The sequence below is a fragment of the Allobaculum sp. JKK-2023 genome (assembly GCF_034745455.1).
Classification (GTDB): Bacteria; Bacillota_I; Bacilli_A; order Erysipelotrichales; family Erysipelotrichaceae; genus Allobaculum.
On record NZ_JAYERV010000003.1, the window covers coordinates 973,663 to 996,060 of the forward strand.

Annotated in this window: 17 protein-coding genes; 4 read left to right on the forward strand and 13 right to left on the reverse strand. The window is 47.9% G+C overall.

The annotated features are described in order from the left end of the window. Positions 1-8: 8 nt before the first annotated feature. From U4956_RS03925 to U4956_RS03955, 7 genes are all read right to left on the reverse strand, one after another. A complete protein-coding gene (locus tag U4956_RS03925) occupies positions 9-2,189 on the reverse strand; it encodes a hypothetical protein (RefSeq protein ID WP_323089171.1) in 2,181 nt (726 codons plus the stop codon). A 162-nt stretch (positions 2,190-2,351) separates the two neighbouring features. Next, positions 2,352-3,521, reverse strand: coding sequence for a 1-deoxy-D-xylulose-5-phosphate reductoisomerase (gene dxr / locus U4956_RS03930; protein ID WP_323089172.1), 1,170 nt, complete (start codon positions 3,519-3,521; stop codon positions 2,352-2,354). A 317-nt stretch (positions 3,522-3,838) separates the two neighbouring features. Then, complete coding sequence (locus U4956_RS03935; RefSeq protein WP_323089173.1) at positions 3,839-6,319, reverse strand: glycogen/starch/alpha-glucan phosphorylase; 2,481 nt, start codon at positions 6,317-6,319, stop codon at positions 3,839-3,841. A gap of 356 nt (positions 6,320-6,675) precedes the next feature. Then, positions 6,676-7,140, reverse strand: a complete 465-nt coding sequence (locus tag U4956_RS03940) for a winged helix-turn-helix domain-containing protein (protein ID WP_323089174.1) — start codon at positions 7,138-7,140, stop codon at positions 6,676-6,678. A gap of 323 nt (positions 7,141-7,463) precedes the next feature. Next, positions 7,464-7,883, reverse strand: coding sequence for an FtsB family cell division protein (locus U4956_RS03945; protein ID WP_323089177.1), 420 nt, complete (start codon positions 7,881-7,883; stop codon positions 7,464-7,466). 191 nt (positions 7,884-8,074) lie between these two features. Then, positions 8,075-9,940: a tRNA uridine-5-carboxymethylaminomethyl(34) synthesis enzyme MnmG gene (mnmG, locus tag U4956_RS03950; RefSeq protein WP_323089178.1), complete on the reverse strand. Its 1,866-nt coding sequence runs from the start codon at positions 9,938-9,940 to the stop codon at positions 8,075-8,077. A 2-nt stretch (positions 9,941-9,942) separates the two neighbouring features. Further along, positions 9,943-11,577 (reverse strand): polysaccharide biosynthesis C-terminal domain-containing protein, encoded by a 1,635-nt coding sequence (locus U4956_RS03955; protein ID WP_323089180.1) that lies wholly within the window; start codon positions 11,575-11,577, stop codon positions 9,943-9,945. Between the two features lie 96 nt (positions 11,578-11,673). On the opposite strand from U4956_RS03955, the gene U4956_RS03960 reads away from it, so the two are divergent. Then, the gene (locus tag U4956_RS03960) at positions 11,674-13,194 is read left to right on the forward strand and encodes an NAD(P)H-hydrate dehydratase (RefSeq protein WP_323089182.1); all 1,521 of its coding nucleotides are present in this window, start codon (positions 11,674-11,676) and stop codon (positions 13,192-13,194) included. A 563-nt stretch (positions 13,195-13,757) separates the two neighbouring features. Here the strand turns inward: U4956_RS03960 and U4956_RS03965 are convergent. The 3 genes from U4956_RS03965 to U4956_RS03975 all read right to left on the reverse strand — a co-directional run bounded on the left by U4956_RS03965 (position 13,758) and on the right by U4956_RS03975 (position 16,128). After that, positions 13,758-14,096 (reverse strand): hypothetical protein, encoded by a 339-nt coding sequence (locus U4956_RS03965; RefSeq protein WP_323089183.1) that lies wholly within the window; start codon positions 14,094-14,096, stop codon positions 13,758-13,760. Beyond that, the gene (locus U4956_RS03970; protein ID WP_323089186.1) at positions 14,074-14,358 is read right to left on the reverse strand and encodes a hypothetical protein; all 285 of its coding nucleotides are present in this window, start codon (positions 14,356-14,358) and stop codon (positions 14,074-14,076) included. The genes U4956_RS03965 and U4956_RS03970 overlap by 23 nt, the downstream gene beginning before the upstream one ends. A 303-nt stretch (positions 14,359-14,661) precedes the next feature. Next, a complete protein-coding gene (locus U4956_RS03975; RefSeq protein WP_323089187.1) occupies positions 14,662-16,128 on the reverse strand; it encodes a DUF1846 domain-containing protein in 1,467 nt (488 codons plus the stop codon). Between the two features lie 325 nt (positions 16,129-16,453). On the opposite strand from U4956_RS03975, the gene recQ reads away from it, so the two are divergent. Together recQ and U4956_RS03985 are read left to right on the forward strand one after the other, a co-directional pair. After that, a complete protein-coding gene (recQ, locus tag U4956_RS03980; protein WP_323089189.1) occupies positions 16,454-18,517 on the forward strand; it encodes a DNA helicase RecQ in 2,064 nt (687 codons plus the stop codon). A 14-nt stretch (positions 18,518-18,531) separates the two neighbouring features. Further along, positions 18,532-18,966 (forward strand): hypothetical protein, encoded by a 435-nt coding sequence (locus U4956_RS03985; protein WP_323089191.1) that lies wholly within the window; start codon positions 18,532-18,534, stop codon positions 18,964-18,966. A 222-nt stretch (positions 18,967-19,188) separates the two neighbouring features. On the opposite strand, the gene U4956_RS03990 is transcribed toward U4956_RS03985, so the two are convergent. Continuing rightward, positions 19,189-20,562 (reverse strand): IS4 family transposase, encoded by a 1,374-nt coding sequence (locus U4956_RS03990; RefSeq protein WP_323088877.1) that lies wholly within the window; start codon positions 20,560-20,562, stop codon positions 19,189-19,191. Positions 20,563-20,720: 158 nt separating this feature from the next. Here U4956_RS03990 and U4956_RS03995 point away from each other — a divergent pair, with 158 nt between their 5' ends. Beyond that, the gene (locus U4956_RS03995) at positions 20,721-21,077 is read left to right on the forward strand and encodes a hypothetical protein (RefSeq protein ID WP_323089193.1); all 357 of its coding nucleotides are present in this window, start codon (positions 20,721-20,723) and stop codon (positions 21,075-21,077) included. Positions 21,078-21,212: 135 nt separating this feature from the next. Here U4956_RS03995 and U4956_RS04000 read toward each other — a convergent pair whose 3' ends face one another. Both U4956_RS04000 and U4956_RS04005 read right to left on the reverse strand, forming a co-directional pair. Beyond that, positions 21,213-21,539, reverse strand: coding sequence for a branched-chain amino acid transporter permease (locus tag U4956_RS04000; RefSeq protein WP_323089195.1), 327 nt, complete (start codon positions 21,537-21,539; stop codon positions 21,213-21,215). Next, the gene (locus tag U4956_RS04005) at positions 21,536-22,381 is read right to left on the reverse strand and encodes an AzlC family ABC transporter permease (RefSeq protein WP_323089196.1); all 846 of its coding nucleotides are present in this window, start codon (positions 22,379-22,381) and stop codon (positions 21,536-21,538) included. Before U4956_RS04005 ends, U4956_RS04000 begins: the two co-directional genes overlap by 4 nt. Between the last annotated feature and the right edge of the window lie 17 nt (positions 22,382-22,398).

Here is a 22,398-nt window from a genome sequence, read left to right on the forward strand (position 1 = left end):
TCTGAAACTCAGGCGGACTTGTCGGCTTTGGATTTACGGGCCTTGCTTGCACAATAGATCATAATTTCACCAGAAATACCGGCAATGGCCAGCGAACTGAGCACTTCACTTTCGACGCCCGTTGCCGGCGTTCTGGACGTGGAAGTGCCAGAAGCAGGCAGACCCAGGCGGATCCGGTTGGCCTGCTGATAAAGTAGCTGCCAGCGGGTCGATCCCATATTGTTGAGGTAGTTGTTGACCGTTGTCCGGGACACATTGGACAGTGCATTCCATGCTTTTGCTCCACCAAGCAGTGTCTTATAGTTGCTCGCATTGGCCTCCTTGATGACCTGGCCGCCATACAGACAATACTGGTTGATAAAGTCATTGGCCGCGCTGTCCTTGCTGGATGTGGATTCATCTGCCGAAAGGACAGGCAGCGTACCATCGGTAGAGAACACTTCGACAACCTGCTTCGAGGCCGCCGTTTCTGGAATCAGTTTGGCAAGAACCTGGGCTGTTTCTTCATTGGCGGATGGTTCTTCTGTGGCTGTTTCTTCCACAGGATCAACATCCTGGAGCGGACCCTGTTTTGGGGCGTTTGCATCATCCGGCTGGTCCGGATTCGGGTCGGCGGTGGATGCATCATTCAGGGCTGAATCTTCTTGATTTTCAGAATCGGCATCGATGGCTGCATCCGTGTTGTCCTTGGCAGAGGAATCAATCTGTTCATTTTCCAGGAAATCGAGATGCATTGAGCCAGTATTCTGTAATTTCAATACACCATTTTCGTCGATTTCACAGCTCTGATCACTGAAAAAGAGAATATCGGCATCATGATCTGAAATCTGCTGGATCTGGAAGAGGACTGGCTTGCAGTTTTCCGAAACTTTAATCAGTCCCACCGATCTGGCGGATAAGCCGTCTTTTTCAAACGTATATGTCACCGGATGCGCCTCAAAGATGGTAAAGCCAGCTTTAGAAGCCAAAGCCTGAATGAGTTTTTCGGTATTGGCATCAAAGGCGTCCAGATCATCTACAAAGCTGAGCCCTGCTGGACGTTTTTCTTCGAGGAATTTTACGTCCGGGTCAATATCGCCCTGGGGACGGACAACGATGGTTGGCTGGCCAGGAACAATGGGTTCAACGTCCAGAATCGAACTGGGGTTTTCTTCAGATTTGTTGTCTTCTGCATCGCCGCTGTCCTGTTCGGAGTCTTCCACGTTGTTCTTCGAAGAATCCGTCTGATTTTCATCCCCGCTGGAATCTGATGTCTTTTCAGAATCCTGGCTTTCCTTCTCGCTGACCGGACGAGTGCCAAGCAGGTCCACGATATTTTCACTGACTGGATGCGTGGCGGCCAGCTCTGAATCTGTTTCATCCACTGGCCCAATTCCAGCCAGATCCGAATCGTTTTCGGCAACCGGTCTGGTGTGCAGGGCATACATGGCCTGCAGGACAGTCTGTTCCTGTTCCGTTGGTTTTAAAGTCTGAATATAGACCAGATCCGTCGGTTCACTTTCGGACTGGGCCGGGGTGGTCTGTTCTGAAATGGGGGTTTCAGAATCAGGCTGGGTATTTTCATTTTCCTGGGCCGGGGTCGTTGAAGCAGGCAGGTCGGCTGGCTGCGGGTTTGAAGCATCACTCTGCTTTGCGTCAACTGGAGTGGAGTCGGCTTCAGAACCTGGCGTTTGCCCGTCGGCAGGGGTCTGCTCATTTTCCTGGTCGGCTAAAGCCTGGGCAGGCGTCTGGTTTGCCGGAGTCTGCTCAGGAGTCTCACTGGCTGGCTGTTCATTTTCTGGTTCATTTTGAATCACAGGGACATCCGGTTCGATAGCCTGACTGGGATTTGGATTGATCAGAGCATTTGCCTGTTTGCAGAGTGCTTCATAATCGATCTGTTCAGCCTGGTACTGGACCAGGATCTGCTGCTGCAAAGCAGGATCCAGGGTATCGAAAATTTCTTTTCCCTGAACGATCAGGCCAGCGTTGTCAAGCGTTGCCTGCCGAAACCAGGTAAACTGGCGGACGACGTATCCGCCCTGGGCACTTTCAACAACCGAGCCGGCAAACAGATTGATAAACTGGTCGGCATTCAGATTTTCAGGAATCTGTTCCGGTGCAAGAGGACTGATGGCCAGCACTGGCGTCATCGGCACACAAAGTGTGGCTGCCAGGGCAGCCAGTGAAAACAGATGTTTTTTTCTCATAAGCCCCTCCTTTTTGCATGTGGTCTTTAAAGTCTGTTCGTTTTTTCGTTAGATTCGCAAACTTTATCATTTCATTATAGAGATATCTTGGGTTGGGGATCCAGATTTTCAATCAGAAATCTTTCCTGTCCAAATCATCAGATCTTTTTTGGGATGTAAGCGTTACTTGCCATTTTCAAAGGCAAAAGTCTTTTCCACCCACTGGCGTGTTTTGTGATCCGTGGCTTCAAGATCTTCATAGCTTGGATCTTCAATATAGTCAATCGCTTCTAAAGCCTGGACAATTGCGTCCTCAATCTGAAGATAGCTGATTTTGCCATTCAAGAAAAGCTCCACTGCCTTTTCATCCGCCGCATTGAAAATGCAGCCCGCATTTCCCTTGCGTTTTCCCGCTTCAATGGCGGTCTTTAACATTGGAAAGCGATCGAAGTCCATTTCCTTGAAATCGAGCGTTAGTGTCCTGGTCAGATCGAGCGGCTTGTCTTCCTGAAGAACTGGACGATGTGGTGCAAACAATGCATATTGAATCGGCAGACGCATATCGGCACTGCCAAGCTGGGCGATGATCGCATGATCCTTATATTCTACCATGGAGTGCACAATAGACTGTGGATGCAGGACGGTATCGATTTTTTCATAAGGCAGATCAAAAAGATAGTGGGCTTCGATGACCTCAAAGCCTTTATTGACCATCGTCGAGGAATCCATCGTAATTCTCGCACCCATATTCCAGGAAGGATGCTTTAAGGCGCGCTTTGGCGTAATATCCATTAATTCATCCCGGCCGAGATCGCGCAGACTGCCGCCGGAAGCTGTAATGATCAGGCGGTTTACATCTTGGAAATCATTGCCCTGCAGGCACTGAAAAATCGCAGAATGTTCGGAATCAATCGGAGTTAAATGGGTAGAAGATTTGGCCAGAGCCTTTTTGACCAGTTCCCCGCCGCACACTAAAGATTCCTTATTGGCTAAAGCCAGATCTTTATTTTGCTCAATGGCAATCAAAGTTGGTTTCAGCCCGCGAAAGCCGACAACCGCATTGACCATTAAATCATAATCGCATGTTTGGGCCAGTCTTGCCATCTGGTCGTCTTTGCCATACCAGACGACGCCATCGATTTCTTCATCATGATCTAAAGTTGAAAGGCCAACTGCCTGAATGGTCGGATGCTCTTTGACAATCTCTTCCAGTCCTTCACGGTTATGACCCGCACTGATTCCCGTCACGATGAAATCATCAGGATGCTGGCTCAATACATCTAAAGTCTGCCGGCCAATTGATCCCGTCGCGCCCAACAATAAAATTTTTCGTGGCTTTCTGTCTTCTGCCATAGTGACCTCCTGTATCTTTCAATACTTTCTATCTCTCTATCGATATTTTATTTCTACCTATATTTATTTCTTTATTTCTTTGTCCCTGTATTTCGATACTTCCTGTATTTCCATATTTCGGTAAAATCCGGATGTTTTCGATGCCATTTTATCAACTTGGCACCATATTCTTTGCAAAATCGTTTTCAAAAAGAAAAAAGAGATTCACTCCATGATAGGACATGAAATGAATCTCTTTTTGTATTTACGAAAGATAAAGCGTTTTATCCAGATCAGTTTCAACTTTCCGTTTTATCTTTCAAGACTGTCCATCTCGATCAGACTTCGAGAGGTTCGCTTGCCAGCAGATAGTCTTCTTTGCTCAGTTCAAATTCCTTGAACTGTTTTTCTGTGAATTTCACTTCATCCAGGCCCCAGATTTCTTCGGCATATTCACGGATGGTCCGGTCGGAAGAGAAGTAGCCGGAACGGGCGATGTTCATCAGCATCGCTCTTGCCCATGCTGGTTTGTCTGCATACCAGCCAGCCACTTCGTTGTGGGCCATCAGATACGCATCAAAGTCAGCCAGAACGAAGAACTCATCACGGTGCAGCATCAGATCATTGAAGATCAGCTGGAATTCGTTTGGATTTTCAGACCAGGTGCAGTTGGTCAGGGAGTCAATCACCATGCGCAGTTTGGGGTTGGAGTTGTAAATGCGCCATACATCGTAGCTGTTATCGCGCTTGATGGCTTCAATCTGATCGACTTTCAGACCGAAAATCTTGGCATTTTCATAGCCAACCTGTTCGACGATTTCCACGTTGGCCCCATCGAGGGTGCCTAAAGTCAGAGCGCCGTTCATCATGAACTTCATGTTTCCGGTACCGGAAGCTTCTTTACCTGCTGTTGAGATCTGTTCAGAAACATCAGCCGCATTGGTTAACATTTCGGCAATGGATACCGAGTAGTTGGGAATGAAGACAACCTTGATGTACTGGCTGACCTGAGGGTCAGAGTTGATGCGGTTGGACACTTTTACGATCAGCTTGATGATCTCTTTAGCCAGTTTGTAGCCTGGTGCAGCTTTGGCCGAGAAGAAGTAAGTGGTCGGCTGAATGCGGAAGTTTGGATCCTGTTTCATACGCAGGTACAGATACATGATGTGCATGATGTTCATCAGCTGACGCTTGTAGGCGTGCAGACGTTTGCATTGAACATCGAACATCGAATCGACGTTGACATCGATATTTAAAGTCTCTTTGACATAGTCAGCCAGAATCTGCTTGCGCTGGCGCTTCACTTCAAAGAATTTTTTCTGGAGTTCTGAATCGTCCACATAGCGTTCAAGCTTGCGCAGATCATCCGGATGACGGATAAAGCTGTCACCAATATATTCCTTAAGCAGATCAGTCAACTGCGGGTTGGCATACACGAGCCAGCGGCGGTGGGTAATTCCATTGGTCTTGTTATTGAAACGGTCTGGATATAAAGCCGCAAAGGCGGACAGAACATCGTTGACCAGGATTTCACTGTGGATCTTGGCTACGCCATTGACACTGTGGCTGCCCACAATGGCAAGATTGGCCATGTGGACCTGGTTATCTTTTAAAATCGACATTTCCCCAAAACGGTAGCCCATGCCAGCACGATCCACTTCCCAGCGGAAACGGCGTTCGATTTCTTCGATAATCATGTAAAGACGCGGCAGAAGATTGCGCATCAGATCCTGCGGCCAGCGTTCTAAGGCTTCGGACATGATGGTGTGGTTGGTATAAGCAACGGTGTGGGTGACGATGTTCCATGCATCATCCCAGTTGTAGTTGTAGTCATCCATCAAAACCCGCATCAGTTCAGGAATTACAAGAACAGGATGGGTATCGTTGAGCTGGATGGCCACTTCATCTGAAAGGTTGTCCAGGCTTGGATTGATGCGCAGATGGCTGCGGATAATCTGATCGATTCCAGCGCAGACAAAGAAATATTCCTGTTTTAAGCGGAGTTCTTTTCCTTCGTTGGTGGAATCATCTGGATACACGTTGGCTGTCAGAGCGGAAACCGCATTGAGGTAATGGTTGAGGTTATCCGCCTGAACGGATTCTTCATCGACCTGGGCATCCCATAACCGCAAGGTGTTGGTCGTCAAGGTATGATAACCAACCACTGGCATATCGTAAGGGACAGCCTTTACGACGAAATCAGGATGGTAGGTGGAATGGAACTTTCCATACTGGTCCATATAAGCGTCTAATGTACCGCCAAATTTTACCTGTACAGCATGCTGGGGCTTCCAGACTTCCCAAACATTGCCAAGGCGCAGCCAGCAGTCTGGTTTTTCAACCTGCTGATCGTTGACAATTTCCTGTTTGAACAGACCATAGCGATAACGGATGCAGTTTCCGTTTCCAGCCAGGTTTAAAGAAGCCAGAGAGTCAAGGAAGCAAGCCGCCAGCCGACCCAGACCGCCATTTCCAAGACCGGCGTCGGCCTCGAGAATTTCAAGATCGTGCAGCTCCATGCCCAGTTCTTTCATTCCCTGTCTGACAACGTCATAGACACCCATATTCATCAGGTTGCTTGTCATCAGACGTCCAAGCAGAAACTCCATCGAGAAATAGTAAAGCTGCTTTGTATGATGTTCGGCTACGCTTTTTTTCGTTGCTTTCCAGGAATACCCTAACTGGTTGCGAATCAGAGAGGTTAAGGCAAGGTAACGCTCTTCGGGATATGCGTCTTCAAAGTCGCGTCCGAACTGAGCGGAGACTTCAGTCTGCAGGGCCTCCTTGAAAGTTTCAACGTCGCTGAAAAGATTCTTCATGAGATATTGTCCTCCAATGCAAAGAATTATCGAATAGCTCGAACCACTTGGCAAGGCTGTACAGACATGTCTGAGACAATTTCACCACAATCTCATCGTTTTTCGGATAAATAAATCCATTATATGTGATTTTTGAATAGCAATGAAGTGTTGTTGTAAGCGCTTATACTTTTTGAAAACTCACCATTCCGCTTTGAAACAGCCATCTTTGTTTTCCTCAACGAAAAACATTGAGAATTTTGCTTGCATTTGAAGGCCAGAAAACGGGTTTTGCAAAGTCTTTGCTGCCCTGGAAGACCATCTCCATCCTTTTCTTGAAAGGTCGACAGGCGGCTGGAATTGGCCGCCTGAATTTTCTACTCGTAATCCATCGGGCGGCGGGAGATGAATTTGCGGCGCACGGGCAGATTCCATTTATAGCCATTGGTCCAGCGGGTCACGATATATTCCTGATCCGCATTCTGGCCCAGTGCACTGCGGACTCGGCCGATGTGTTTGGAGATTGTATTGTCGCTGACTACCCGGTGGAAGCGGATTTTGATCATATTGCGCACCGCCTCTTTCGGACAGACCAGCGTCACATTGTCGACAAGGAATAAGACGATTTCATATTCCGTTGGCGTCAGATTTATCGTCTGACCCTTTTTATAGATTGTCTTGGCGTATCGATCGACCACCAGATCCCCGGTCTGATAGACACTGTTTTCGGCAGCCGTTAAGGAATCCCATTCTTTGCGGGGTGTATCGCAAAGGCGTCTGGACATGGAGTCGATCAGCAGCAGATCGTTTTTCTGGCTGGAGTTGGCAAGGTTGGTATACATAAATTTCCTTCTTTCCTGTCAGAGTTCTGACACGCCTATCTTATGACCTTTTTGCATTTTCCCAAACATTCGATAAATGATGATTAAATGACAGAATTTGGATGAAATTATGAATTAATTCTGTCATGTCCTTCAAATGGCCTTTGGGATCTGGAAAGCAGAAATGCCCATGGAGATGTCCACTTATGGAAGCTTGATCTGAAGTCGAGTCATGAGCCTGAAGCGGCCTGAAGTCTGCGCCCAGGCAATAAAAAAGAGCAGGCCGAAGCCTGCTGGTTCAACTCTTTGTCGATGGCTGGAAACTCCAGCTGGATCCATCTTGCCTATTGCCCGCTTTGGGCGCTTTCAGATGCTGCTTTCGAAGCGGGGGTGCTGGGGGCAGCTGCCTGAGACTGGGCTAAGGAAGTCGATGCCTCATTGTCTGAAACCCGGTCATTCTGGGTCTCGGACAGCGACGGGAAGACGAAAACCTGTTCTCCTTCACGAAGGACATGATACTTTCCACGGGCAACTAATTCCAGATAGTCCGGATTGGTCAGATTCTTCTTTGTGGCTTCCAGTTTTTCCTGCTCTGCTTTGGTGGCATCTAACAGTTCTTCATTGGCTTTGACTTCACTTTTCAGGTTGATGAACGTCTGTACATCATTGATTCCCTGAAAAGCCAGCCAGCCCGAAAGCGGCAAGCTCACCAGTAAAAACAGGATGCCAAGCTTGCTGGATACTTTATGTTTTCTCTTTTTCATACGTTCCTCTTGTCCAAGTATAGCAGACATAAATAACGAAAGACATCTTTCACAAAAAATCAACTGACAATTCTTATTGAAACCAAAAAAGCGGAACAAATCGAACAATTTTGTTCGTTTGTTCCGCTTTTGAAAATTGTGAAGATAAAAACAAATACCGTTCTGTTTTCTTTATGACATTTTAGGACTGTTTATTTTTCGCTCTTCATGTTCGCCAGCAGCGCGGACAGCACCGCAATATCGCTTGGATTGATTCCGGAAATCCGGCTGGCCTGTCCTAATGTAGCCGGCCGGATTTTGTCCAGCTTGCCGCGTGCTTCCAGAGCCAGGTTGGTTACAGAATTAAAATCAAGATCCCTTGGAATGCGGACATTTTCCAGCTTTGCCAGGCGGTCCACATCTCTTTGGGCCTTGGCAATATAGCCCTCGTATTTGCATTCCACTTCAATCTGCGTTGCTGCATCTTTGGAAAGCTTCACCCCGGTAAATGGTTCAAGCCGTTCAATCGTTACATTGGGCCGCTTGAGCAGCGTGTAAGCATCCGTTCCATGTTCCAGGCTGCCGGCCTCCACACTGGCCAGCAGGTCATTGATTTCTTTACCCGGCTTGATATGGGCCTTTTTCAGATCTTCAATGCCCTGGCTGACTTCGGCCTGCTGCATCTGGAAATGATTCCACATGGATTCTGGCAGAACGCCGATGGCATGGGCAATTGGGGCGAGTCTGACATGGGCATTGTCATGGCGCAAAAGCAGGCGGTACTCAGCGCGTGAAGTTAACAGCCGATAGGGTTCCTGAGTTCCTTTGGTCGCCAGATCATCGATCATAACCCCAATGTAGGCCTGCGCTCGTCCCAGAACCAGCGGCTCTTTGTTCTGATTTTTCAAAGCCGCATTGATTCCAGCCATCAAACCCTGGCCGGCAGCTTCTTCATAACCGGAGGTGCCGTTCACCTGGCCGGCAGTAAACAGGTTTTCAACGACCTTGTTTTCCAGCGAGGGGTACATCTGCAGCGGATCAATCGCGTCGTATTCAATGGCATACGCATATTTTTGAATCGTGCAGTGTTCAAGACCTGGCAGCGAGTGAACCATCAGCTCCTGCACATCTTCTGGCATCGAAGTGGAAAAGCCCTGAACATAGAAGGTGTCATACGCCGCTCTTTCCGGTTCCAGAAAAAGCTGATGACGGGGCCGATCCGCAAAGCGGACCAGTTTATCTTCAATACTTGGACAATACCGAGGACCGACACCGGTCACCAGGCCGGAATACATCGCTGAATCCTGAAGATGGTCATTGATGATCTGATGGGTTTTGGGGGTGGTATAGATCAGATAGCAAGGCAGCTGGTCTTCGACTCTGATAACCTGGTCCGGTGTAGTTTCATCGGAAAAATGCAGGAATTCTTCACTGCCCGGCTGAATGACAGCCGCTTCCAGATTGACTGTGTCTTTAATGATCCGCGGAGGGGTTCCGGTTTTCAGACGGATCAGCTTCAGTCCCGCATCGGCTAACGATTGCGAGAGGGTGGAGTTGGTCGGCATGCCATCGGCCCCGCTGATTGTCGACGTATGACCGCGTAAGATAGCGGAATTCATGCCCGTTCCGGCAGTCAGAATGACTGTTCTGGAGCAGATCTGCGTGCCGTCTTCACATTCAATGCCGATTACTTTGTTTCCATCCAAAAGAATGCGGGCAGCTTTCTGTTCAAGCAAATCCAGGTTTGGCTGTTTTTCCAGAGCGTTTCGCATCCACTTTTTATACGCCTCCCGATCCGACTGGACGCGCAGGCAGCGAACGCCCGGACCTTTGGCGGTATTGAGCATTTTGAACTGCAATGCGGTCTGGTCGGCCGCTTTGGGCATCAGCCCGCCAAACGCATCGATTTCACGGACCACAATTCCCTTGGCCGGACCGCCGACACTGGGATTGCAGGGCATCGAACCGATCATGGACAAATCATTGGTCACTAACAGGGTTTTCTGATTCATCCGGGCTGCCGCGGCAGCCGCTTCAATCCCGGCGTGCCCCCCGCCAACCACTAACACATCATACATAGTTAAGCCCTCTTTCTACGGAACTTGAAATGGAACAGGCGCTGTGGAATTCCAAAGAATACAGCCGTAGCCGCAAAGAAAATCGAGGCAATGATTCCATTGATCAGCATTCCCAACAGGCAGACAATCTTGCCATGGCTTGCCGAGCCAAGACCGATCGTGGTTAAAAGCCAGGCCACGACACCCATCACAAGCAGACAGATGGCCGTCTGGATGAGGGTCTTGAGCGTCGATCGAAAGGAGATGGAATACTGAATACTCATCATATATAACGAATATCCAATGATCCAGCTGTAGGAGATGACGGTCGATAACACCGCCCCGCCCAGCCCCCACCACATCACCATTGGAACCATCAGGACGCCTTTGACCACAGCAGAAATCAGCATCTGCACCAACAGTTTCTTGCGCATGCGGCAGGCCATCATCATCGAAGAGATCACCGGGGTAATTGTTCCGAATAAACCTTCAATGGCAATCCAGCGCACGCTGGTCGTACTCAAATTCAGGTCGGCCGTGTAGTAAAGCGTATAAAACAATGGTCTTGCATACATAAAAATCGCAAAACTTAAAAACAGTGCGATGAACAATACGATATTGATACATTCAAGAATGTCCTTTCGCACGGCTTTGATATCGTGGGTTTCAAGAGCTGACGTAATGTGGGGGATAATCGCGGCCACAAAGCCAGGCGAGAGAATCATGGGGATTGCGGTCAGCTTGATGCCGACATAGTTGGCAGCCGAAGTCATCGTCTGGATCTGCTCGGTGGAATAACTCGAAAGCTTCAGGCCAACTGGCAGAAGGATGGCATCATAAATATCGTTGGCATAACCGATGACCGCAAACAGCAAGTATGGAACGCAAAGCAGCACAAACTCTCTGAATAAAGGCTTAAGGGGCACGGCACGCATTTTCTGGCGATGGCCCATTCTTTGCAGCTCAGCGGTTGTGGATCTGGAAAAGCGATAGACCTGGGCAATTCCGGCAATCGCTGCAACCGAAGTTGAAAGCACCGCCGCATACAGTGCCCACACGCTTGAAAGCTTAAAGCCATACACCAAAAGACAGCTGACGCCAAGCAGAAAGGCAACACGGAAAATCTGTTCAAAGGCCTGCGAGTAAGCATACTCTTCCATTTCTTTGCACCCCTGGATAAATCCCCGATAGGCACTTAATATGGGAACAAAGAAGATGGCAATCGACAACAGACAGAGGATGATCGTCATAATAGACTGGCCATCTGGCGTGCCCTCGGACATGGCAGAGGCTAAAATGCCAGAGAAGGCCATCATGACAATCATGCCAAGCGCTCCCAGCAAAGCCATCACCAAGATGGACATTCTCTGGACCGCTAAAGCTGTACGGTAGTTTTTGCGGGTGATGTACTTGGCAACCATCGTGGCGATGGCCATCGGTGCTCCGGCTGTAAAGACGTTGAGCAGATAGCTGTAAATGCGATAGGCAGATCCATAGTAAGCCATATAGGCATCCGATCCGAGAATGCTCGAAAACGGAATCGAGTAGATCAGACCAATCGCTTTGGCAATAAAAAACCCGCCGGTCCCAATCAGACCGCCCGCGATAATGGACTTTTTCGCGGCCGACGCGGTTTTTGTTTTGTTATTTTGCTTCATAGATTCAATAAAAGTCTTTCCCTTCAATCCAAAATTATAGCATGACTTAAGATGTCACTTGACAAACACACCAATTTGACAGGCAGGTGAAACCTAATGATTCAAAACGCTTATCTTTGCAGCGCCAGCCAGGCGCGAAGCGCAGATTCTTATGCAATTTCTAACCTTCAGATTCCCTCACTTGTACTGATGGAAAATGCCGCGCAGGCGACGGCTGATGCAATCCGAAACCTCCCGGATATCCAAAGGGTTCAGATTGTATGCGGCCCGGGCAACAATGGAGCCGACGGCCTCGCGCTTGCCCGCATCCTGGCCTGCAGTGACCATAAAAAAGTACAAGTCTATCTCGATGAAAACAAGCTCTCGGCCGACGAAGCGCATCAGCTTGCGATCTGCAAAGCGCTTAAACTGACTGTTTTACCCCTTGATGCCTTTACACCCCATGCAGATCTGATCGTGGATGCTTTATTTGGAAACGGTCTGAACCGGGCTTTGACTTCTCCCTTTACCGAGCTGATCACCCTGATCAATACCAGCCACATTCCGGTGCTTTCAATCGATATGCCCAGCGGCATCAACGCCACCTCCGGCCGGATCATGGGCAATGCCATCAAGGCTGATCATACCGTTGCCCTCGATTGCCTCAAGTGGGGACACCTTTTAGCGGATGGCCGGCTGCATTCAGGCAAGATCACCGTTGCCGATATCGGCATTCCACCAAAAAGCCACGCCAAAAACGGCGCCATTCCCATTCTGAACGAACAACAGACGGCCGATTTTCTTCCGGTGCGCGATCCCTGTGGCAACAAAGGGACATTTGGCAAAGTGCTGCTGGTGGGTGGAAGTTTTCGGATGCAGGGCGCCTTATCCATGGCCGCTGATTCCTGCTTCCATGCGGGATGCGGAACCGTCACCCTCTTTACTCCAGATTCAGCCGCCAGAGCGATCGCTTCCAAAATGGATCTGGCCATGATCATCCCCGCCAAAGAAGATGAACACGGCTTTTTCGATGAGCAGGCAGCGGATGAACTTGCCCCGATGATCTCCAGCTACTCCCTGATTGGTGTTGGCAATGGCATGGGCACGGGGGATGGTGCCCTGGCCGTATTGAAAGCGGCCATCGCAGCAAAGCTTCCCATGGTGATCGATGCGGATGGCATCAATCTGCTCGCAAAAAATCCCGAACTGCTCAACCAGATCACGCGGCCGACGATCCTTACCCCGCACCTCAAAGAATTCTCACGCCTGATCAACAAGCCGATGAATGAAGTGCTGGCCAACCCCTTTGATCTGGCTGCCCAGTTTTGCAAGGATCACCCAGCCCTGACGCTGATTTTAAAATCCGACTTTACGCTGGTCATCAACGCTTGGCGTTCGGTTTTCATCCACCGCCCGGATCCCGCGCTGGCCAAAGGCGGCAGCGGCGACGTGTTGTGCGGCCTGGTCAGCGGCCTGTACGCCCAGAAAAAAGATGCCTTTGCGATGGCCGCTCTTGGTGCCTATATCCACAACCAGGCAGCCAGAGATCATATTTCGGCCTACACCTTTACCCCGCTGGATCTGATCCAGAATTTTCCGGCTGTCTTTGCCCGCCTGACCAGCCTCCAGCAAGACTGAATCAGGCCGAACTCAGATCTGCGTCTTTGTAAAAAAGTTTTGCGTGATCTGTTCAGTTGATTGAACAAAACAAACTAAAACCGACAAAAATGAACTGCCATGCCTTCAGTCCTGGATTTTCCACAATCAGATCCTCTTCACAAATCTGGCATCAAACCTTCAGAAGCCGGCATTTATTTTGAAAGAGTTTGCATGGAAAGTGTATGGAAATCAGCCATAATTTGGCGTTTGCGGACGTCTGTACAGCGGCAGAACATTTCCTGATGACGAAATTTCTGGTGATTTCACAAGAGTACGACCGGATTCAGGATCATTTCTAGTCTGATCCTGGCCCAACTGTTCTTCCCGTTTTTTGCCATCTCTCGTTCATTCCCTTGCCATCCACTCAGATTCGAGAGTCCAATTCTTAAAGAGAATATTCAACAGTTGATAGTTGATCCAGCCGATCGAAGCCTCAAAACACAATCAAGCGGCCAGCTTCCTGAACCTGAATTCAGGAAGCTGGCCGCTTTGTCTGATTTTCTGATCTGGTTTTCTTGTCTGGCTTCAATCAGGCAGCGGGCCTACTTTTGATGCAGCTTCTGGAAGTCGAGCTGCATGTAGTAGACCAGTGGGTTGAACGTCTTGGTATTGAATCCATAAGCCCAATACGTATCATCGTCTTCATCTTTGTCCCAGTCATTATCCAGAGAGTCGATTAACAGCTGACGCTGCTCTTGAGTGACATCTGCGCTGGCATAAAACTCAATGCAGTCCTGCAAAGATGGCTGTTCACGCATTGGCGAAAAAGAAAAGTCCGGCACGAAAGTTTTCAGCTGGTCCTGGACAATCTGAACGGTGGTGTCATCCAGGCTGCTGACCACGACGTGCAGCGAAACGCTATAGTGAAGTGTCGAGGACATACTGTGCCAGCTTCTTGATGTTTGCATCATTGACCAGAGAAATGATCCGCCCCATTGAAAGGTTCAGAACGGCTACTTTAATGTCACCATCTTCTGTCGCAATGGTAAACGTGCCGACATGGTCATCATATTCGAAATCAAAGACATACGTTGTCCGGGCACCGTCTTTGGTTTCATCCCGCAGATCGGCGCGGAAGTCTTCTTTATTTTTCAGAATGGTCCGCACGGCATTGGCACCCGTGAGAGTGAGTTTTTTTCCCATAAATATTCCTTCTTTCTACAAGTTGTCGAATGTAGTTTATCAACCACCTTGATTAGCGGTAAAGTCTGCTTCTTCGGATACAACCTGAAATGGCACTCCTGACGATGCTTTTGGTTTTTTAAACCGGACCTCAAGCCATCAAAAGGGATTTTAAAGCCTGGCTTCAACAGATTCGATGAAACCTTCAAAATAAGAAAAAGCAAAGATTTCCGGACACCTGTCGGGCCAGGAAATCTTTGCTTGTGGTTGTTACCTGTTCAGTCTTTTTGTTTTTTCGTTCTTCAGACGTTTGCTTTTTTAGCTTCAGACTTTTTCCGGTTCGTAAGTCACCTGAATGCCTAAAGAGTTGTACGTGTTCAGGTCGGTATCCGAAAGGGCGCAGGTCAGATGCGCCTGGCTGCCTTTGAGTTTTGGCAGCTGGGCTAAAGCTTTTGCGGCCTCTGGGTTGGACTTGGCGGACATGGACAGGGCAATCAGGGTTTCATACGTGTGCAGACGCGGGTTGACCGAACCCATAAAGTCGGTTTTCAGCATCTGAATTGGCTTGAAGGCCTCTGGTTCAATGAGCTGCACTTTATCATCAATCCCGGCCAGGGCTTTGATGGCATTCATGACCAGACCGGCGCTTGGACCCATGAAGTTATTGTTGGCAGAAAGAATCATCGTGCCCTTGCCATCGTCAAGTTCCATGGCCCCGCAATAGACTTTACGGCTTGCTTCCCGCTCACGTGCTGCCTTGACGCAGGCGCGGCTTTCTTCGGTCAGGCCAAGCTGACCAAGAAGCATTTCCTGGGTGTGCAGTTCATCTTTGGAGCAGAGTTCCTGAATGGCCCGCGTCCGGGAGGCAAAGTAGCGGCGCAGGATTTCCTGGATGGAGGCTTCACGAACCGCTTCATCATCATAAATGCAGAAACCAGCCCGGTTGACCCCCATATCGGTTGGCGACTGATAAGGAGAAGTGCCGTAGATTTCTTCAAACATTTTGCGCAGAACCGGGAAAATTTCAATATCACGGTTATAATTGACCGCCACCTTGTTATAGGCATCCAGATGGAATGGATCGATCATATTTTTATCGTTCAGATCGGCTGTAGCCGCTTCATAGGCCACATTGACCGGGTGAGAAAGCGGCAGGCTCCAGATTGGGAAAGTTTCGAATTTGGCATAGCCTGCTTTGATGCCGCGCTTATGTTCATGATAAAGCTGGGACAGGCAAGTCGCCATCTTGCCGCTGCCAGGTCCTGGTGCGGTCACGACAACCAGACGTTTGGTTGTTTCGATATAGTCGTTTTTTCCAAAGCCATCTTCAGAGATAATTTTCTTGGTATCGGTTGGATAGCCTTCAATGGCGTAATGATAGTAAACCTTGATGTTGCGATGCTGAAGCTTGCGGCGAAGTTTCTGCGCGCTCTTCTGTCCGGCATAGCGTGTGATGACAACGGAGCTGACATATAAGTCGGCTTTCTGGTATTCCTCAACCAGACGTAAAACATCTTCGTCATAGGGAATCCCCAGATCCTCCCGGATTTTGTTGCCTTCAATATCATTGGCGGAAACCGCAATGACAATTTCAGCATCTTCTTTCAGCTCAAGAAGCATCTGCAGTTTGGAGTCTGGCTGAAAACCTGGCAGAACCCGGCTTGCATGGTAGTCATCAAACAACTTGCCGCCAAATTCCAGATACAGCTTGTCGCCAAATTGCGCAATGCGTTCGCGAATATGGTCGGATTGCGTTTTAAGGTATTTTTCGTTATCAAAGCCCTGTTTCATACGATCTCCTTTTCTTTTCTTATTCATCGCTTTCAAATCCAGTTTCGTTTTTTTGAAGGCGAAATTGTTTTCGAATCCTTGCTTACAGAACAGAGTCAGAGTTGAAAACTGGCAGCTGATTCAGCCGGCCAGAAATAATCTGTTCTGTATTTTTTATATCAGTCCGCACAAAGATTCTGTACGGATTTGATTGGTAATTCTTTTAGGCAAACAGATCAAATCTGCCTGTTTCCCGCTTGATTGTAGCATATCCCCCTCCATCCCTCTTGACTCATCTTTCCCCTGTGCTCACAGAATCCATGAAAAACTGCTAGAATTTCTGTATATGTCCGAAAAACGTTATCCGCCTGTGTTAAAGGCGTTGAAAAAATATTATGGCTACGATCAGTTCCGGCCCGGCCAGCCGGAACTGATCAAGGCGCTTTTAGATGGCCGGGATGTGCTGGGCATTATGCCGACTGGAGCAGGCAAATCGGTCTGTTTCCAGATTCCGGCCATTTTTATGCCTGGCATTACGCTGGTCATTTCCCCGCTGATCTCCTTAATGCAAGATCAGGTAGCGGCCTTGCTGCAAGCCCACATTCCAGCAGCGTATCTCAACAGTTCGCTGACATTTGCCCAATACAAAAAGGCCCTCTACTTTGCCAAGCAGGGCCGCTACAAAATTATCTATGTGGCTCCAGAACGCCTGAACACCCCCGGCTTTCTGGATTTTGCGCAGAGTGTCGATATTTCCATGATTGCCATTGATGAAGCGCATTGCGTTTCGCAATGGGGCCAGAACTTTCGGCCAAGCTATCTGGAAATTTCCAAGTTTGCCAATTCGCTGAAAAAGCGGCCGATCATGGCGGCGTTTACGGCCACCGCAACCGGCCCGGTCAAAGCCGATATGCTCCGCCTGCTGGAGTTGAAAAATCCCAAAGTCTTAGTGACCGGCTTTGACCGGAAGAATCTTTATTTCGAAGTCCAGAAACCCCGCAATAAATTTGCGGCCCTGGAAAACTTTCTGGAAAAGCATTCCCATGAAAGCGGCATTATCTATTGCCTGACCCGCAAGGAAACCGAAGAAGTCTGCGACAGGCTCAATGAACAGGGCTTTTTGTGCACCCGTTATCATGCCGGTCTCTCTTTGGAAGAGCGGGCAGCCAACCAGGAGGCTTTTCTCTATGATAAAGTCCCGCTCATTGCCGCGACCAACGCCTTTGGCATGGGGATTGATAAATCCAACGTTCGCTTTGTCGTCCACTATTCCATGCCCTCTTCTTTGGAAAACTATTACCAGGAAGCCGGACGCGCCGGGCGCGATGGGGCCCCAGCTCATTGTCTGCTGCTCTATTCCGGATCTGATTTGATGACCAACAAGTTTCTGATTGAGCGCAGCAATGAAGAAACCGAAAATGAAGACCAGAAACGGCGCGAACTTCACCGCCTCAACCAGATGCAGGGCTATTGCACCACACCCATGTGCCTGCGCAGCTACATCCTGCAATACTTTGGAGAAAACTCAAGCGGCCATTGTTCAAACTGCTCCAACTGTACATCCGAGTGGATTACAGAAGACATCACCGAACCAGCCCAGCAAATCGCAGAAGCCATCAGACGCCTTCCAAGAGCCTATGGCATTACGATGATGATTGATTTTCTCAAAGGTAAAGACATCGCCAAGCTGCGAAAATCCAATCTGACTTCCGTGCCTGGTTTTGGGGCACTGCATACTTTGAGCGATGAGAAGATCCGCATGGTTCTCGAAGGCCTGCTCATTCAGGGATACCTTACCCGTTCTGTCGACCAGTATCAGGTCATTTCTTCCACTCAGAAACTGGCCCTCGCCTTGAAGAACAACGAAAAAATTGTTTTCCAGCGCAAAGCTTCTTTGGAAGATCGCAAAAAGAAAAAGAAAGAGAAAACAACCCCATCCGGCAGTGCATCTTCCATCGAACTGTTTGAAAAGCTTAAAACGGTCCGCCGCCAGCTTGCGACCAAGTATGACCTGCCGCCGTATCTGATTTTCTCCGATGCGACTTTATTGTCGATGGCCCAGAAACTGCCTACTGATGAAGACAGCCTGCTTGAAGTCAGCGGCGTTGGCGCCTTTAAACTCGAACGGTATGGCAAAGCTTTCCTGACGGCCATCAAAGCTCATATCGACCAGCAAAACCAGCCCGAAGACAAACTAAAAAAAGAAATTGCCAACAACAGCAGTTCCAATCTTTCTTCCTATACCAAACCAGACCCTGACGATACCAAGCCAGATCCTGATGATATCAAGCCAGATTCTGAAAAGAACCTACCTGCTTCATCCAGCTCTGCAAACAACTCACCGACCAGCGCAGAAACTCCACAGATTGAAGATCATACTCAGACTTCAGATTTGGCAAAGCAGGCGTAAAACGAGGTACGCATATGAACGCTCAGCTCATTATCGTTGAAGGCCTTCCCTGTTCTGGAAAAAGCACCACATCCGCCTGGATTGCTTCCCTTTTGGGCCAGAACAAGAAAGTCTGTTTTGTAGATGAGGGAACCGGCGACCATCCAGCTGACTATGAATTTCACGCCCTGGCTCCCGCTGGACTTTTATCGGAAGAAAGCCAGATTGTTCCCCTGTCCCAGTTTTCCGGCCAGCTTCTGGAAAAACTGCTCCCGTATAAAATCTACGATGGTCTGGACTGGAAAACCGAAAGTTTGCTTATGCTGGAAAAGTGGCAGGCGTTTGTCGACAACGCTCAAAAAGATAAGGACACCATTTATGTTTTCAACTGCGTCCTGCTTCAAAACCCAATGTGCGAAACGATGATGCGCTTTGGATTTTCTAGAGAAGAATCAATGTCATTTAGCTAGAAAAATATGACCTCAAACTTTGTATAAAAATCAAAGACAAAGTGGATGATAGGAATAGAATTTGCTGCTGATTATATCCATATGCACCAACCAAGCACAAAATATACTGATTGATTTGGCTGTATTCATCAAAATAGGTACACTAAAAACAACCCTTCGATAAGAGCCGTTTTTAAGAATTGTATGGGTGGTTTGTATCAATAAGATGCGCATATAATGCACTTATCGGTAAGTGAACCATATCAAACGATTGGGATGGAGATTTCGCTTGAAGCTCCTTTCCGGCCGAACGGGCAGTTTTTCTCTTAGCAGCTCCTCAGTCAGAGCTTGAAACTCCGCTTTTGTAATTTGACAGATTGTTCGTTTTTTCGTCCATTTCGGAGTAAACGTATTCCTGATAGCCCGTATCGCCTTAGTTGTATTGATTTGGTATTCATAAGTTGTCTGCTTCTCTTCTTTATTATCCGATTGAGATGATTCAAGAACACACTTTTTGATCTCGGAAACCAGATTGTAGAAGATAAGGGATGAATAAATCTCCTGAATGATGTATTCTGCTTTTATCGAGTGGATACGTTTCATTCCTATTCCATATTTAAGCCAGGAGAAACTCTGCTCGATTCGCCACCTTAGGTGGTAAATAAATCCAAGAGCCTCCGGAGGAAATTCTGCTTCATCCAGATTGGTAATCAGTCCTTCCCAGACGTTGTCGCCAATCTCGATAGCTACCACCCTGCAGTCAAAATCAATAAATTCAGATTCTTGATCAATCTGTCTCATTGATTTTTTGACCAGGTATTTCATCTGGGGGTTTTCTTTTTCCTCTTTTCTTTGGTGGTGGGTAAGAATGCGGCTGATCTGCTGGTCTTCTGTATGGTCAAGCTGTGTATAAGTCAGGCAGCTATACTCTCGTTCTTTCATACGTATGAGGTATTTGTGCCCTAAGGATTCAATAAGCTTACACAATGGATAAGAAAAATACCCTCTGTCCATGACAAAGAGAAATGTCTCGCCAGGATAAGCTTCATGAATCTCCTTGACCATTTTCATAGCAGCGCCCCGTTCGTCTTTGGACCTCTGGTCTTGAGTGACGATGGCTAAAAATTTGTCATTAAGTACGTCATAGGCTGCGTTAACATGAATACCGGCCCGGATAATGTTTTCCTTGTTCTTGGTATAAATGATGTAGTCAGGTTCATCTTCATTTGGCGCAACAGGTTCATTGGTTCCGTCAAAAGCGATTACCCTGTGTTCTTTATATTTTTTATCCATGGAATAAAGTGCCAATGTGGCTTTGTGCAGTGTTGAAAATACGCTGACTGGAGTCTTGGCTTTTGTCTGAACAAGTGCCGAAGCAGATGGTCTTACACTGCCCATGCCGAAATAGTTCATGGATAAATCGGAGAGTGTTGATCCATTCCCGATAATGGATGTATTCAGGAAATGGAACAAGTTTATTTTTGATGATCGATAATGACTTCGTGAGAAAGCTCCTGTTTGAGAAGCAAGAATCTTCTCCTGTTTGTGGGCAAATTCCTCAAGGAATTTCATGAATCTTTGATAAATCACGGACGGCGAAGTAACTTTAGTTGCCATATTTTCCTCCTTATAAAGTTATGTTTTCAACGTGATAAGGATTAAATTAGACAATTATAGAGTTGTTGTCAAAGCTAATTTTCGTTAAACCAGAAAATATAAAATCCACCATCTGTGCACGGATGGTGGACAATACTAACTATCAAAAACTAAGCTAAATGACATTGAGAGAAGAATCACAAAACCACATTGAACAGATCGTCAAAATCATTCAGCCAATGAATCCTGTCGTGATCTATCTTAAAAACAATGACATTGCCGACTCCATCGAGCAGACCTCCAAAAACCGTCCCGGCTGGCTGGAAGCTGTCATCGACTACCATATTTCGGGCAAGTATGGCCAAAGCATCCAGGCCAAAGGATTGAATGGATATCTGGATTGTCTGGAAGAAAGACAGAAACGAGAACTCGAAATTCTCAGCAAGCTTCCGCTCCAGAAACTGGTCGTAGAGAATCCTCAACGCAGCTGGTCTATTGCTCAACAAAACATCGCTGCCTACCTTCAAACTCTTTAAATTTTGCAGCAAAGCTCAAAGCCGCTCAGTGTTTACCGGGCGGCTCTTTTTTTAGCAAAAAAGGTACTCCAAAGTGGAGAATCTCCATTTGTCATCCTTAGAGTACTCGTGTGGAAATATCTAACCGCTGTCAGACTAGAAAATCAGCTGAACCAGCAGCATGTAACAGATCGTTCCACCCGCAATCGACAACAACATCTGTCTTTTCCAAAGATGCAATCCTACCACAACCGCGATCGCAATCAACTCTGGAAGGCCATGACTTCCAGATGGCAGAGAAACATCTTTGAGAGAGTACACAACAAGTAATCCAAGGACTGCTCCTGGCAGAGCATAACCAAGGTATTGAATATATTTGGGTGTCGGCCGGTTGCCGCCAAACACCATAAACGGCAGAAAGCGGGTGGTCATCGTCGCCAGAACCACCATTGCGATCGTCATGATCTGCTGAAAAATCGTCATGACATTTCCTCCTGGAGGATATCTGCCTTTCTTTGGGCGTTAAGAGCGGAATCGTCCTCTGTATCTGTATCTGCAGCGTCCATATTGATTACCAGATCCGGCCCGCATTCCAGAGCCGTGATCTTCTTGCGAAGCAGTGTAAGCACAAACAGAATCGAAACCATCGCCGGAATCATGAACTGACTCGCTCCAAAAATGGCCAGACATCCGGCGCCCAGGGCAAGACCGATTAAAGAGCTGATATGCTGCTTTTCCTTGAGCCACTGTTCCATGAAAATCACCACAAACATGGCCACCATCACAAACTCCAGACCTTCGGCATTAAACTGGATCAATGATCCAAAAAGGCCGCCAACCAATGCGCCTGAAAACCAGTAGAAGTGGTTGAGCAATGTGACAAAGAACATGAACCAGCCGCGGTCAACATCCTCAGGAATGTCTGCCGTATAGTTGATGGAAAACGTCTCATCGCACATGCCAAAAATCAGGTACAGCTTTTTCCAGCCCATCGCGCGATAGCGGTCCAGCATGGAAATTCCGTAAAACAGATGACGGGCATTGACCATCAACGTCATGAGAAAAGCAGACAATGGATCAAATGGTCCCATGAGCATGCTGACGGTGACAAATTCAATGGATCCCGCAAAAATCGTCAGGCTCATCAATGCCGGATACCAGAAACTGAATCCACAGGCATGCATATAAATTCCATAGGTCAGTGCCAGAAACCAGAACCCCGCAAAAATTGGAATCGTATAGGGAAACGCAGCCTTCAACGCTTTTTTGATCTTTTGATTGGATTCGGGTTGTGTTTTGAACTCCGTTTTTGGATCAGAAGCCATCCTTTCTTTTCCCCCTT

What these genes read in the sequence shown, in the direction of transcription:
- U4956_RS04005 (WP_323089196.1), bottom strand. Translation starts at nt 22,381, where the DNA reads ATGGCTTCTGATCCAAAAACGGAGTTCAAAACACAACCCGAATCCAAT.
- U4956_RS03940 (WP_323089174.1), bottom strand. Translation starts at nt 7,140, where the DNA reads ATGTATACCAACCTTGCCAACTCCAGCCAGAAAAACGATCTGCTGCTG.
- dxr (WP_323089172.1), bottom strand. Translation starts at nt 3,521, where the DNA reads ATGGCAGAAGACAGAAAGCCACGAAAAATTTTATTGTTGGGCGCGACG.
- U4956_RS03935 (WP_323089173.1), bottom strand. Translation starts at nt 6,319, where the DNA reads ATGAAGAATCTTTTCAGCGACGTTGAAACTTTCAAGGAGGCCCTGCAG.
- U4956_RS03955 (WP_323089180.1), bottom strand. Translation starts at nt 11,577, where the DNA reads ATGAAGCAAAATAACAAAACAAAAACCGCGTCGGCCGCGAAAAAGTCC.
- U4956_RS04000 (WP_323089195.1), bottom strand. Translation starts at nt 21,539, where the DNA reads ATGACGATTTTTCAGCAGATCATGACGATCGCAATGGTGGTTCTGGCG.
- U4956_RS03965 (WP_323089183.1), bottom strand. Translation starts at nt 14,096, where the DNA reads ATGTCCTCGACACTTCACTATAGCGTTTCGCTGCACGTCGTGGTCAGC.
- recQ (WP_323089189.1), top strand. Translation starts at nt 16,454, where the DNA reads ATGTCCGAAAAACGTTATCCGCCTGTGTTAAAGGCGTTGAAAAAATAT.
- U4956_RS03995 (WP_323089193.1), top strand. Translation starts at nt 20,721, where the DNA reads ATGACATTGAGAGAAGAATCACAAAACCACATTGAACAGATCGTCAAA.
- U4956_RS03945 (WP_323089177.1), bottom strand. Translation starts at nt 7,883, where the DNA reads ATGAAAAAGAGAAAACATAAAGTATCCAGCAAGCTTGGCATCCTGTTT.
- U4956_RS03970 (WP_323089186.1), bottom strand. Translation starts at nt 14,358, where the DNA reads ATGGGAAAAAAACTCACTCTCACGGGTGCCAATGCCGTGCGGACCATT.
- mnmG (WP_323089178.1), bottom strand. Translation starts at nt 9,940, where the DNA reads ATGTATGATGTGTTAGTGGTTGGCGGGGGGCACGCCGGGATTGAAGCG.
- U4956_RS03925 (WP_323089171.1), bottom strand. Translation starts at nt 2,189, where the DNA reads ATGAGAAAAAAACATCTGTTTTCACTGGCTGCCCTGGCAGCCACACTT.
- U4956_RS03960 (WP_323089182.1), top strand. Translation starts at nt 11,674, where the DNA reads ATGATTCAAAACGCTTATCTTTGCAGCGCCAGCCAGGCGCGAAGCGCA.
- U4956_RS03975 (WP_323089187.1), bottom strand. Translation starts at nt 16,128, where the DNA reads ATGAAACAGGGCTTTGATAACGAAAAATACCTTAAAACGCAATCCGAC.
- U4956_RS03985 (WP_323089191.1), top strand. Translation starts at nt 18,532, where the DNA reads ATGAACGCTCAGCTCATTATCGTTGAAGGCCTTCCCTGTTCTGGAAAA.
- U4956_RS03990 (WP_323088877.1), bottom strand. Translation starts at nt 20,562, where the DNA reads ATGGCAACTAAAGTTACTTCGCCGTCCGTGATTTATCAAAGATTCATG.